General features: G+C 40.0%; 17 protein-coding genes. 16 read left to right on the top strand and 1 reads right to left on the bottom strand.

Annotated features, from left to right (window positions below):
- Positions 1–39: 39 nt before the first annotated feature.
- The 9 genes from B1K71_RS10535 to B1K71_RS10495 all read left to right on the top strand — a co-directional run bounded on the left by B1K71_RS10535 (position 40) and on the right by B1K71_RS10495 (position 6,354).
- Positions 40–1,308 carry a tetratricopeptide repeat protein gene (locus tag B1K71_RS10535; RefSeq protein ID WP_077326676.1) on the top strand — a complete coding sequence of 423 codons (1,269 nt, stop codon included), beginning with the start codon at positions 40–42 and terminating at the stop codon, positions 1,306–1,308.
- Between the two features lie 33 nt (positions 1,309–1,341).
- Positions 1,342–1,902, top strand: coding sequence for a ReoY family proteolytic degradation factor (locus B1K71_RS10530; RefSeq protein ID WP_077326674.1), 561 nt, complete (start codon positions 1,342–1,344; stop codon positions 1,900–1,902).
- A gap of 115 nt (positions 1,903–2,017) precedes the next feature.
- Positions 2,018–2,482, top strand: a complete 465-nt coding sequence (locus tag B1K71_RS10525; protein WP_077326673.1) for a DUF2487 family protein — start codon at positions 2,018–2,020, stop codon at positions 2,480–2,482.
- Positions 2,483–2,634: 152 nt separating this feature from the next.
- Positions 2,635–3,147, top strand: a complete 513-nt coding sequence (locus tag B1K71_RS10520) for a QcrA and Rieske domain-containing protein (protein ID WP_077326671.1) — start codon at positions 2,635–2,637, stop codon at positions 3,145–3,147.
- A gap of 2 nt (positions 3,148–3,149) precedes the next feature.
- The gene (gene qcrB, locus B1K71_RS10515) at positions 3,150–3,824 is read left to right on the top strand and encodes a menaquinol-cytochrome c reductase cytochrome b subunit (RefSeq protein ID WP_077326669.1); all 675 of its coding nucleotides are present in this window, start codon (positions 3,150–3,152) and stop codon (positions 3,822–3,824) included.
- 19 nt (positions 3,825–3,843) lie between these two features.
- Entirely contained in the window at positions 3,844–4,626 is a 783-nt protein-coding gene (locus B1K71_RS10510; RefSeq protein ID WP_077326666.1) for a menaquinol-cytochrome c reductase cytochrome b/c subunit, read from the top strand.
- Between the two features lie 77 nt (positions 4,627–4,703).
- Positions 4,704–5,285: a DUF1405 domain-containing protein gene (locus B1K71_RS10505; RefSeq protein ID WP_077326664.1), complete on the top strand. Its 582-nt coding sequence runs from the start codon at positions 4,704–4,706 to the stop codon at positions 5,283–5,285.
- A 67-nt stretch (positions 5,286–5,352) separates the two neighbouring features.
- Positions 5,353–5,607 carry a sporulation protein YpjB gene (locus B1K71_RS10500; protein ID WP_175631894.1) on the top strand — a complete coding sequence of 85 codons (255 nt, stop codon included), beginning with the start codon at positions 5,353–5,355 and terminating at the stop codon, positions 5,605–5,607.
- 60 nt (positions 5,608–5,667) lie between these two features.
- A complete protein-coding gene (locus B1K71_RS10495; protein ID WP_077326660.1) occupies positions 5,668–6,354 on the top strand; it encodes a zinc metallopeptidase in 687 nt (228 codons plus the stop codon).
- Between the two features lie 141 nt (positions 6,355–6,495).
- Here B1K71_RS10495 and B1K71_RS10490 read toward each other — a convergent pair whose 3' ends face one another.
- Positions 6,496–7,368 carry a YitT family protein gene (locus B1K71_RS10490; protein ID WP_077326658.1) on the bottom strand — a complete coding sequence of 291 codons (873 nt, stop codon included), beginning with the start codon at positions 7,366–7,368 and terminating at the stop codon, positions 6,496–6,498.
- A 156-nt stretch (positions 7,369–7,524) separates the two neighbouring features.
- On the opposite strand from B1K71_RS10490, the gene B1K71_RS10485 reads away from it, so the two are divergent.
- From B1K71_RS10485 to panB, 7 genes are read left to right on the top strand one after another with little or no spacing between them, the layout of a single operon-like run.
- Positions 7,525–7,863 carry a nucleotide pyrophosphohydrolase gene (locus B1K71_RS10485; RefSeq protein ID WP_077326656.1) on the top strand — a complete coding sequence of 113 codons (339 nt, stop codon included), beginning with the start codon at positions 7,525–7,527 and terminating at the stop codon, positions 7,861–7,863.
- Positions 7,864–7,893: 30 nt separating this feature from the next.
- Positions 7,894–8,691, top strand: a complete 798-nt coding sequence (dapB, locus tag B1K71_RS10480) for a 4-hydroxy-tetrahydrodipicolinate reductase (RefSeq protein WP_077326654.1) — start codon at positions 7,894–7,896, stop codon at positions 8,689–8,691.
- Between the two features lie 12 nt (positions 8,692–8,703).
- Positions 8,704–9,126 carry a methylglyoxal synthase gene (gene mgsA / locus B1K71_RS10475; protein WP_077326651.1) on the top strand — a complete coding sequence of 141 codons (423 nt, stop codon included), beginning with the start codon at positions 8,704–8,706 and terminating at the stop codon, positions 9,124–9,126.
- Positions 9,123–10,247, top strand: coding sequence for an N-acetyl-alpha-D-glucosaminyl L-malate synthase BshA (gene bshA / locus B1K71_RS10470; protein WP_077326649.1), 1,125 nt, complete (start codon positions 9,123–9,125; stop codon positions 10,245–10,247). Before mgsA ends, bshA begins: the two co-directional genes overlap by 4 nt.
- Before the next feature lie 5 nt (positions 10,248–10,252).
- A complete protein-coding gene (locus B1K71_RS10465; RefSeq protein WP_077330186.1) occupies positions 10,253–11,452 on the top strand; it encodes a CCA tRNA nucleotidyltransferase in 1,200 nt (399 codons plus the stop codon).
- Positions 11,428–12,423 carry a biotin--[acetyl-CoA-carboxylase] ligase gene (locus B1K71_RS10460; RefSeq protein WP_077326646.1) on the top strand — a complete coding sequence of 332 codons (996 nt, stop codon included), beginning with the start codon at positions 11,428–11,430 and terminating at the stop codon, positions 12,421–12,423. Before B1K71_RS10465 ends, B1K71_RS10460 begins: the two co-directional genes overlap by 25 nt.
- Positions 12,423–13,262, top strand: coding sequence for a 3-methyl-2-oxobutanoate hydroxymethyltransferase (panB, locus tag B1K71_RS10455; RefSeq protein WP_077326644.1), 840 nt, complete (start codon positions 12,423–12,425; stop codon positions 13,260–13,262). Before B1K71_RS10460 ends, panB begins: the two co-directional genes overlap by 1 nt.
- Positions 13,263–13,264: the final 2 nt, after the last annotated feature.

The following is a 13,264-nucleotide window of genomic DNA, read 5'->3' as shown; positions in this document are numbered from 1 at the left end:
ACTGAATGATAATGTCCGAAGAAAGAAAGGAAGTAACGGATGGACGAGAAAATTATGGAAGCGGTACGTCTGATGGAGAGTAAACAGTCGGAGAAGGCAATCTCACTGCTGGAGAATTATTTGCCACAGGCGGATGTCGAAGAAAGATATACCATAGCTGAATTATATATACAATGGGGTTTTCTGAAAGAAGCAAGCTTCATACTGCAGGAATTATTACAACAATTTCCAAAAGAAGGGGAACTGAAAGTAATGCTTGCTGATGTATACGTGGAATTGGACAGGGACGAAGAAGCAATGGCACTGCTTAATGAAATTGGGCCGGATGATCCGGAATATACGTCAACACTGATTCAACTGGCTGATTTGTATCAGGCCCAAGGGCTTTTTGAAGTTGCGGAACAGAAACTTCTGACTGCCAAACAGCATGAACCGAACGAACCGATTATCGATTTCGCATTGGCAGAATTGATGTTTTCAACAGGTTCTTATACGAATGCCATTATGTACTATGAAAAGGTTCTGCCAATCACGAAGGAAATAGCCAATGTTTCGATTAATGACAGACTGGCAGAAGCGTATGCCGCTTCAGGTGAGTATGAAAAGGCGTTAGAAATCTATCAGGATATTGACAGTGAGGATTCGGATACATTATTCAAATACGGTTTTACCGCGCTGCATGCAGGAAGATCGGATATTGCCATTAAAGCGTGGGAATATCTAATTGAGATTGATATGTACTATCACACTGCATATTATCAGCTTGCCAAAACTTATGAATCAGAGGACATGACGGATGAAGCGTATCAAACCGCTAAAAAAGGGCTGAAGGTCGATGAATTTAATAAGGAATTGTTCTTCCTGGCCGGTTCTCTTGCTCACCAGCTGAATGCCAATGATGAAAGTGAAAAATGGATACGAGAAGCAATTGCACTTGATCCTGATTATAAAGAGGCAATCCTTTTTCTGATTGAATTATTTAAAACGAATGATAATCAAGCAGGAATTATTGACCTCCTTAACGAAATTAAAAAGATAGGTGCAAATGATCCAATTTATGAATGGGAGCTGGCAAAAGCGTATAACGAAAATGAATTATTTGACAATGCATTAACTCACTACGATGAAGCATATAATAGTTTAAACGAAGACAGCGACTTTCTGAAGGAATACGGATACTTTCTGATGGAAGAAGGGAGGCAGCAAAAAGCAGTCTCGGTTTTTGAAAAATATTTAGCTCAGCAGCCCGAAGATATTGAGATTGAAGAGTACATCAGCAGAATTAAACAGATGGAAGGAACTGATTAACGCAAAATAGATGCTAAAGGAGGTAAGTGATCATTGCAGACTCCTGTTTCCTTACAAGATAAAAAAAGCTTTATTCAATGGTTTTTAAATCATTATCAGTTGAAAAAGCGGGAAAGTGTCTGGATATTGAACTACTTGGTTAATCATAATGAGGTTCTGTCAAATGTACATTTTGTCCGGGAAGCAAAATTTTGTCCGCGGGGAATCATCATGACAAGCCACTGTTCGGATGAAGTTCCTTTTCGCTTTTATAAAAATCAACTCGTTACAACAGATGCCGAGAAATCATTTCATGATATACGCCTGAATCAGCATGACCCATTATATATTCAGTTAAATTTTGATAAAGCAAACCAAAATATATATTATGCTGCCGTGTTGGTGGAGAACCCGTTTATACCGGACGAGTATTTTATTACCCAAAAAGATAAAGAATTAGCTGCGAATATACTGGACACACTGCTTTTTGATACCAGGAAAAATAGACTCCTTCATGAAATTGATAATGCGCTGGACCAAAATGACCGCGGTACATTTAACCGGCTTGTAAACCAATTGCATCATTTGGAAGAGGAGCGAAATAAATCAACCTGATTTAAAAAATCATTGGTTGATTTTTTTTGTGTTGATAGGATAACATTAACGTTAACGTCGCTTGCTTGTGAAGGACTGAGGCGATGTACTAGTTATCAGAGAGGCAGGGTAAGGTATGAGATGGAAAAAAGATGAGTTGGAACAGTATTTAAGTGCAAAGGAATATATAGATACGATGATTATTCCATTATTGCCGTTTCAATTATCACAGGATTCGGACGTGACAAAAGATGCGTTTCAACGTGAAGTTTTGGAAGCATTTTCAACTGAACTTGAACAGGAGCTGACAGGCAGGGTTATATTGACACCAACTTACAACTACCTGAAAACTGCCGATAAGCAATCGGAAATCGACCGGATAAATACATGGACAGAAGATATGAACAGCCAGCCAGTTAACCATGTGTTTTTTACAACCTTTGATTCTTCCTGGAAAAAAGTTGAACAAGCTGTGCCGGGGACATTATTGTGGATACCAGGCATAACAGACGGTGAAATAGATTCAAAAGAAATGCAGCGTCTAATTCGCAGCCAGGTTGAACAAGTTAGTGAATTAATCCGAACCTATTGGGCAGAATAGCTTATTGTAAAGGATGTTTAATTTCGAATCTTTTATGATAATGTCGATTATATATTGACCGGACAAACAGTTTGCGCTATCATGGTAATGTCCTAGTAATCTGATTAAATTATATTTTGTCCGTGAAAAATGTATAAAGAGGGGGGAAAATCATGAGCGAAGATAAGCAGCGAGTATCCCGTCGCCAGTTTTTGAATTACACGTTAACCGGTGTAGGTGGGTTTATGGCAGCTGGCCTGATGATTTCACCGATTCGAATGGCTATTGATCCGGTTTTCAAGAAGTCAAGTGCAGGTGAATTGTCGAATGCGGGCATTGCTGTGGATGACATTACGAATAAACCACAACGTGTCGACTGGAAGGTTAAACAGGTCGATGGCTGGTATGAATCAAAAGTCAGTAAATCCGCCTGGGTTTATAAAAATGATAACGGCGACATTGTAGCACTTTCCCCAATATGTAAACACCTTGGCTGTGTTGTTTCATGGGAAGGCAGTGATCAGTTTCCAAATCAGTTTTATTGCCCATGTCATGGTGGACGTTATGAAAAAAATGGTGTGAACATACCTAATACACCGCCAACAGAACCATTGGATGTTTATGAGCACAAAGTTGAAAACGGGATGCTGTTTATAGGTAAAGCACATCCTCAAGGGGAGGCGTAATTATGTTACAGAAGATGTATGATTGGATTGATGATCGTATCGATATTACGCCAATATGGCGCGATATTGCGGATCATGAAGTTCCTGAACATGTTAATCCTGCCCATCATTTTTCAGCTTTTGTTTATTGTTTTGGAGGATTGACATTTTTCGTGGTAGTCATTCAGATTTTATCTGGAATGTTTTTAACAATGTATTACGTTCCGGATATTGAGAATGCTTGGAAGTCTGTTTACTATCTGCAAACAGAAGTGGCACATGGCCAAATTGTACGAGGAATGCATCACTGGGGGGCCAGTGTTGTTATTGTAATGTTACTACTACATACATTGCGGGTGTTTTTCCAGGGCGCCTACAAGAAACCGCGTGAACTTAACTGGATGGTCGGAGTGCTTTTATTCTTCACAATGCTCGGACTTGGGTTTACTGGTTATCTGCTGCCTTGGGATAATAAAGCTTACTTTGCTACAGAAGTAGGGTTGAATATTGCAGAACAGGTTCCGTTTATTGGCGATGAACTTAAAACATTACTTGCAGGTGATTCGGAAATAGTCGGTGCACAAACACTGACCAGATTTTTTGCAATTCATGTTTTCTTTTTACCTGCCGCATTGTTCGGTTTAATGGCTGTTCACTTTGTACTGATTCGCAGACAGGGTATTTCCGGACCATTATAAAATAAAAGGAGGTAGAACTGTGCATAAGGGTAAAGGAATGAAATTCGTCGGCGACTCACGAATATCAGCCGAACGAAAGCCTAATATTCCAAAAGATTATTCTGAATATCCCGGAAGAACCGAAGCATTCTGGCCCAACTTTCTTTTAAAAGAATGGTTGGCGGGCTCTGTATTTTTAGTCGGTTTCCTGTGTTTGACATTGGCACATCCGTCTCCACTGGAAGGTATGGCTGATCCGACTAACGCAAGCTATATACCTTTGCCAGACTGGTACTTCCTATTTTTATATGAACTTTTAAAATTTGACTTTGCAAGTGGACCATATATATTGTTTGGTATCATTATTATTCCTGGCCTGGCTTTCGGAGGACTATTATTGGCTCCGTTTTTGGATAATGGACCAGGAAGACGTCCACATAAGCGTCCGGTAGCAGTTGGAATGATGCTTTTAGGCCTTCTGGCATGTATTTGGCTGACATATAAATCTGCAGCCCATGTGGATTGGGAAAAACGCGCTGAAGCAAATCAGCCGATTCCGCCATCTCAGCAGGTTGAAATTGATAAAGAAGACCCAGGCTATGCAATTTTCAAAAGCAACTGTATGAGTTGTCACGGTGAAGATCTGCAGGGAGGATCAGCAGCACCATCACTGATTGGTATTGACCATTCACCTGAAGAAATTGCTAAAATTGCCCAAAAAGGTACCGGACAAATGCCTCCGGGTATGTTTAAAGGTTCCGATAAAGAACTTGAAAAGTTAGTCCAATTTATTGTATCAGTTAATAAGCAAGCAAAAGAATAAGTAAACGTAAGGAGCACTTTTGCCATCTGGTGAAGGTGCTCTTCCGTTTTAGAAACGTAACAGAAAGGATCAAACAAATGATCAAATACATATTGTCGGATAAACGAATTATTTTAACGTTATTTATTATTAACCTGCTGGGTACAATTTACGGTTATTATTGGTATCGTTTTCAACTTGCGGAAACGCCGGATATATTTCTTATATTTGTTCCGGATAGTCCAACCGCGAGTTTGTTTTTTACCATTTTTCTCCTGTTTTTCCTGTTTGGGAGAAATGTGCCCTATATTGAATCGCTGGCCATCATTACACTGTTTAAATATGGCATATGGGCCGTTATCATGAATTTGTTTACATTAATTGTTGATGGTACATTAAATTGGCAAGGATATATGCTTATGGTTTCACATGGTGCGATGGCGATTCAGGGACTGCTATATGCCCCTTTTTATAAAATTAAATTTCGGCATATAATGGTGGCAGCAATATGGACATTGCATAATGACATTATTGACTATGTTTTTGAAATGATGCCTGTATATTCTTCCTTAACCTCCTATATGAATGAGATTGGATATTTCACATTCTGGTTAAGCATTCTTTCCATTGCTATCGCATACTGGCTGACTGTGCATCGTAAAAATAAATTCGTTAAATAACTGCTTGTTATATATTGTTGGTGGTTCACATACATTAGATTAGAAGATGCTATGTGAGGTGATCCTTATGAAACATCAGCGAAAATTCAACCAACTATGCATTCTCATAGGGATTTGGCTATTGTTTGCACCCGTTTCAGTCAGTGCGGAAGAAAATACAGCAATACTCATTTTTGCCAAGGCAAATCATTCAGCAATGGAACCATTGTTTTGGATGACCATTATTGTTGGTGGTTGTATCGCCATAACATTAACGTATGTAAGCTGGAGAAAATATAAAGCAGAGAAGAAAAAACACTTAAATAAGGATCCAAATAGTTGACTTTTCGTTAAAATTTGACTAAAATTGACCTTATCAAAACATTATATGGAGGAATGTATGATGCTGGGTGGTCTTGGTGGTTATATAATATACATTGCGCTGCTAATGATAATACCATTATGGGCACAATCTAAAGTAAAAAGCACGTATAAAAAATATTCGAAAAAAGCAACTTCGTCCCACATGACCGGTGCCGAAGTGGCACGCAAGATATTAAACGACAATGGTATATATAATGTGGATGTTGAGGAAACAAGAGGTGTTTTGTCTGACCATTATGATCCGCGTAAAAAAGTTGTTCGATTATCAACAGGCAACTATCATGGTCAGTCAATGGCTTCTTCAGCTATTGCAGCACACGAAGTCGGACATGCGATACAGGATGCTCATGATTATGCATTTCTGCGTTTCAGATCATCACTGGCACCGCTTGCTTCAACAGGATCAAATATATCCTTTTTCCTGATCATAGCCGGAATTCTTCTTAACATGGCCGGAATGCTCCTGTTTGGCATAATATTTATGTCAGCTGCCGTACTGTTCCAGCTGGTTACACTGCCAGTTGAATTCGATGCCTCCAACAGAGCGATGGCGCAGCTTGTCTCAACAGGGATCATCCGTAATAATGAGGAACGGGAAACCAAGAAAGTATTAAATGCTGCTGCATTGACATATGTAGCTGCTGCACTTGTTGCTGTTGCAGAACTGGTAAGATTTATTTTTATCTATGCTGCCAGCAATGAATAAAATACAGGGCTATGTTTTTATAATCCCTTCTAAAACTACAATCGAACGAAAACTGAAAAAGTGTCATGTTTATTTTTAAAACATGACACTTTTTTAGTTATCCGAGAAATTTACCTCCAAAAAACAAGTGTGTACACTATCTTAATCATTTATCGGATTTTTATTTTCATCAAGTGTAAATCCTTCACCAACAACATCATGCACCGAACTTACTGCGACAAATGCATGTGGGTCAATATCATTAATAATGTTTTTCAAACGCACAATTTCATTCCTTCCAACGATGCAATATAAGACATCGCGTTTTTCACCCGTAAAACTGCCACGCCCCGATAAGACTGTCACACCACGGTCCATATCTTTGATGATCTTTTCAGCAATAGCATCATTATTATTAGAGATAATTGTTGCCCCTCGTGCGGAATAGGCACCTTCCTGAATAAAATCAATCACACGGGCACCGACATATACAGCTACAAGTGTGTACATTCCATTTACTAAATCCAATATCGTAAATACCGATGTGGTAATGACGACAAAGTCAAACAGGAACATTGTTTTTCCCATACTCCAACCGATATATTTATGGACAAGCCTTGCTATAATATCAACACCACCAGTAGTTCCGCCATATCGGAAAATGATTCCCAGTCCTACGCCAATGAACACCCCGGCAAACAATGCTGCAAGCGTCATATCTGAATGTAAGTCAATCTTAAGTGGGTTTATCTGAAAAACATACAGAAAGATGGATACTGCACCAGTTCCAATGATTGTATAAAGAAATGTATTTCTTCCTAAAAATTTCCATCCGATAAAAAAGACCGGGATATTTAAGATCAGGTTCGAAATCGCAGGATCCCATTTCCAAAGAAAATAAAACAGCAATGTGATTCCGGTAAATCCACCTTCACCAAGGTTGTTTTGCATATTAAAGTGAACGACGCCAAACGAAAAAATGGCAGAACCCAAAAGTATGAACAAGATATTTTTTATTTTTAATCCAAAAACCATTAACCGTACCTCCAATCCATAAACACTCTTATTATTATAGACAATAACGGTAACTTGAACAAATCGATTTTTCCGATATAAACGAAACATTTGTCAAAGTATGTTCGATTAGCTAACATTAAAGAAGATTCATTAGCTTAGGAGATGTATAGATACATGGGAACAAATCAACAGCCATATAGTACGGAGGAAATTCAAAGAAGGGTTGATTCCTACATATCCCAATTCAAGGAGGGATACTTTTCTCCACTCAGTCTAATGGCGAGACTGACTGAGGAAACAGGGGAATTAGCACGGGAAATCAACCATTACTTTGGAGAAAAACCGAAAAAAACTACTGAAAAAGAAAAAACGGTGGAAGAGGAGCTTGGCGATATCATTTTCGTTTTGACCTGTTTTGCTAACTCGCTGAACATCGATTTATCCGAAGCATTTGAACAGTCAATAAGCAAAATAGAAATCAGAGATAAAGACAGATGGACTAAGAAAAATTAATCAATTACAATTAACTGGAGGAATACTACGATGAGCATCAGGATCATAATCGCAGGACCCAGAGGACGTATGGGGTCTGAGGCAGTTCAAATGGTGAATAATGAAGAAGACTTTAACTTGGCAGCCTGCATTGACCGGAAGAATGATGGAAAAATGATGAATGAGATCGATGGATTACCTGATTTGGAAGTGCCATTTTACGAGGATCCGGAGGCATGCTTTCAGAACATAGAGGCAGATGTTCTGATTGATCTGACGGTTCCAGAGGCGGGATTTGTTAATACAAAGCTTGCATTACTGTATGACATTCGTCCGGTTGTCGGGACCTCCGGATTTACTTCCGATCAAATCGAAGCATTGAGGGATTTGTCTGAATCGCATGGTACAGGCTGTATTATCGCCCCGAATTTTGCTGTGGGGGCAGTATTGATGATGCGTTTTGCGAAAGAAGCTGCAAAATATTTACCCGATGTGGAAATTATTGAAAAACACCATGACAACAAACTGGATGCCCCGTCTGGCACAGCGGTTAAAACTGCAGAGATGATTAAAGACACGCGGCAATCAAAGCAGCAGGGTCACCCCGATGAACATGAAACATTGGAAGGTGCGCGTGGTGCAAATACGGACGGTATTCATATTCACAGTGTTCGTCTTCCCGGCCTTGTCGCCCATCAGGAGATTCTGTTCGGCGGATCGGGACAAACCCTTACAATCAAACATGACTCTTATAATCGCCAATCATTTATGGCAGGGGTAAAACTGGCAGTTAACAAAGTAATGAATTTGAATGAACTGGTATATGGACTGGATAATATTCTTGACTAGGGGGAAGGACAAATGAATATCGCCTTGATTGCCCACGATAAAAAGAAACAGGATATTATAAATTTCAGTATTGCATATGAACATATTTTAAAAGATCACAATCTATTTGCTACAGGTACAACTGGAAAAAGAATTGCCGATGCGACAGGGTTGGATGTCTTCCGCTTTCAATCCGGCCCAATTGGCGGCGACCAGCAAATAGGCGCTAAAATCGCCAACAGTGAAATGGATATTGTCATCTTTTTAAGAGATCCATTGACTGCACAGCCGCATGAACCGGATGTAAGTGCATTAATGCGCTTATGTGACGTACACCTGATACCACTGGCAACGAATATAGCGGCAGCTGAAATTGTTATTCGTGCTCTGGGACGCGGGGACTTTTCTTGGAGAGAAGTTATTTCAAAGCAACAAAAAGAAGGTAATAATCAATGAAAAAAATCGGAATCACCTGTTATCCAACAGTGGGCGGTTCAGGTGTCATTGCCACTGAACTGGGAATGCTGCTGGCGGAACAGGGACATGAAATCCACTTTATTACATCCAGCCTGCCGTTTCGGCTAAATCATATCAATCCGGCGATTTTTTATCATGAGGTAGAATTAAATCATTATCCAGTCTTTCAATACCCGCCATTTGATCTTGCAATGGCTAATAAGATGGCAGAAGTAATCGATCAGGAGAAATTGGATATTCTTCACGTTCACTATGCAATGCCGCATGCAATATGTGCCATACTCGCCAAGGATATTGCCAACCATGATGTAAAAATTGTCACGACTTTGCATGGTACAGACATTACGGTATTGGGATATGACCATTCACTTAAGAAAATGATCAGGCACGGGATTGAAAAGTCGGATGCGGTCACAGCTGTTTCACACAGCCTCGTTAATCAAACAAAAGAGATGCTAGGTGTGGAAAATAAGATAAATGTTATTTATAATTTTGTTAATGAGGATAATTATGTAAAACAGGAGCATCCACGCATTAAAGAACACTACGGGATCCGCGAAGATGAAAAAGTAATTATCCATATTTCAAACTTCCGTAAAGTAAAACGGGTACAGGATGTTATCCATACATTTGACAAAATACAGGAGCATTTGAACGCAAAGCTGCTGCTGGTAGGAGATGGTCCTGAATATTCGGACATGGTTCAGTTGGTAAACCAACTCGGTCTCCAAGATAAGGTACTATTTCTGGGCAAGCAAAAGAATGTGAGTGAACTGCTTTCTATCTCAGATTTGAAACTGCTTTTATCCGAAAAGGAAAGTTTCGGACTTGTTTTACTCGAAGCAATGTCATGTGAAGTCCCTTGTATCGGAACTAAAATAGGTGGGATTCCGGAAGTAATTGATCATGGAAATACAGGCTATCTTGTCGATGTAGGCGATACAAATCAGGCAGCCAAATATGCAATCAGGCTGTTAAGTGACGATGGGATGCAGGAGCAGTTTTCCAAAAGGTCACTTGAGCATGCAAGAAACTGCTTTTCTTCCTTGGATATTGTAAATCAGTATAATGCCCTCTATGAGGAAATTTTGAAACGGTGAGCGATATGCAATCAGCTATTTTTAATCATGCAAAAGAAGTATTAGAATGTCTTGAAGCACATAATTTCGAAGCTTATTTCGTGGGAGGATGTGTCAGGGACCTGATCCTTGAAAGAGATATTGGCGATATCGATATTGCCACATCAGCTTCTCCGGAAAATGTGCAGAAGATATTTTCAAATGTCATTCCTGTTGGCCTGCAGCATGGGACTGTCATCGTACGCCATCGGCAGCAGTCGTTTGAGGTGACAACTTTTCGTTCAGAAGGGACTTATTCCGATCATCGGCATCCTGATTCCGTTACCTTCCTGACATCTATTGATAAGGATTTACAACGTCGGGATTTTACAATTAATGCACTTGCAATGGATAAAGATGGGGCCATAATTGATTTATTCCATGGAAGAAGAGATATAGCGGATAAGATTATTCGAACAGTCGGTAATGGATATGATCGCTTTCAGGAAGACCCGCTTCGTATCGTCAGGGCACTAAGGTTTTCCAGTCAGCTTGGGTTTTCCATCCATCAAGACACAATGACTGCTATGAAGCAGGTTAAACAGGAAATCAAAAATATAGCAGTCGAACGAATAAAACAGGAAATCGAAAAACTTTTTGCGGGATTTGACGTGCAGCATGGCCTGTTCTATTTAAAGGAAATAAGACTTCAAGAGTATTTACCCGTTTTTGAAGATAAGCAAAGACTTCTTAACAATCTTCCTGACCAAATGGCACCTGTACCTTCGTTTGGGGCACTTGTCGCATTATTCCACTATCTGAATCCTGAAATTACCATTCAGGACTGGATCAGAAACTGGAAATGTTCCAATAAAGAAAAGTATGAGGCAGCCAATTTAAGCAGGGGACTCGAGGAATTGAAACAAAACGGGCTAAATAACTGGCTCGTTTACAAGTTGTCTTTCAATCATTTTTCGGCCTTTACAGTATTGGCGAATATACTTTTTCAGGAACAACTGAAACTTGATTATTTAATGGACATATATCGCGAGTTGCCAATTCATTCCAAAGGCGATTTAATGATCAATGGAAACGAGATAAAACAGTTGTTCCCGAACCGAAAAAGCGGGGCGTGGATCAAAGAAATTATAAACGCTGTAGAGTATTCTGTTATAACTGGTCAAGTAAATAATAATAAAAACGATTTAAAGGAATGGATAAAATGGAATCCAACCGCAACAAATTAATTGAACTTCTGTCATCGAGCAACGATAAATATGTTTCCGGCCAACTCCTTTCTGAGAAATTGAACATTTCCAGAAGTGCGATCTGGAAACATATGCGTGAACTTGAGAAAGACGGGTATACGATTGAAGGCGTATCCAGAAAAGGGTACCGGATAATTCATTTCCCGGATAAAGTCAGTGAGAATACACTTCAATGGGGACTGCACACCAGTTGGATCGGGAAATCCATTATACATAGGGAATCAACTTCCACTACCCAGGAGATAGCCCATCAAGCTGCAAGAGATGGGGCAGCCAACGGTGCGGTTGTAATTGCAGATGAACAAACAAAAGGGAAGGGCCGGATGAATCGGCAATGGCATTCATCCAAAGGAACAGGGATATGGATGAGTCTTATTCTCAGACCGGATATCCCGCCAAATCTTGCCCCACAGCTGACATTGCTTACAGCAACAGTACTTGCGGATGTGTTTGCCTCCTACGTGAATGTACAGCCGAAGATTAAGTGGCCCAATGATCTGCTGATCCATGACAAAAAAACAGCAGGCATTCTGACCGAAATGCAGGCAGAACAGGACCAAATTCAATATGTTGTGATTGGGATAGGAATCAATGTGAATCAGGAAACGGATGAAATTCCGGATGACATTAAGCATAAGGCTACATCATTAGCAATTGAAAGCGGCCAAAATTCGAACATAAAAGATCTGATTCAGCAAATATTGATGACGTTTGAACGTGCATATGATACATATATGACAAATGGCTTTCAAACAGTTAAGCAAAAGTGGGAACATTATGGATACCGGATTGGAGAGCGGCTGTTAATTAAAACATTACGCGATGAATGGTATGCAAAATTTATCGGAATCGGTGAAGATGGCGCATTACTAATTCAGGGTAACAATAATCGAATTGAACAAATATATTCTGCGGAAATAGAATGGTTTGAGGAAGCGGGGGATGTATAATGCTGAGCAGAATTGACTTGCAAAAAATGAAAACGGAGAATCGTAAAATCGCAATGGTTACTGCGTATGACTATCCATCATCCAAAACCGCTGAAGCTGCAGGTGTTGACATGATTCTGGTCGGGGATTCGCTGGGGATGGTTGTACTCGGATACGATTCAACTGTCAAAGTAACGATGGATGATATGGTCCATCATGGCAAGGCTGTTCAAAGAGGTGCCCCGGATACATTTGTCGTAATTGATATGCCATTTATGTCTTATCATATTTCATTGGAACAAACATTGCAAAATGCTCAACTGCTCATCCAGGAAACAGATGGACAAGCTGTGAAACTGGAAGGGGCAAGTGAAGAAATTCTTCAAGCAACACGTCGCCTGACGGAAGCGGGAATTCCTGTTGTCGCTCATCTGGGACTTACACCACAGTCCGTACATGTTCTCGGCGGATATAAGGTACAGGGAAAAGACAAAGAGGCAGGCGGAAAACTGCTTCAAGATGCTAAAAATTTGGCAGATAGTGGAGCAATTGCTCTTGTTTTGGAATGTGTACCGGAAGAACTGGCGGCAATTATAACAGCTGAAATCTCTATCCCGACGATTGGTATAGGCGCTGGGGTTGATTGTGACGGACAGGTACTTGTATATCATGACATCTTACAGTATGGCGTTGACAGACTTCCAAAGTTTGTTAAGGCCTATGCCGATTTTAATTCGGAAGGAAAGCGCGGATTGGAATCATATATTGCTGATGTACGAGAAATGCGTTTTCCCTCAGCAGATTATACCTTTAAGATCAAAGACCGGAAATTTTTACCGGAAACCAATAAGGAAGAGTAGAT

Source organism: Virgibacillus siamensis (assembly GCF_900162695.1).
GTDB lineage: Bacteria > Bacillota > Bacilli > Bacillales > Amphibacillaceae > Lentibacillus > Lentibacillus siamensis_A.
Note: the sequence above shows the minus strand (reverse complement) of the source record. Positions and strands in the feature narration are given on the sequence as shown.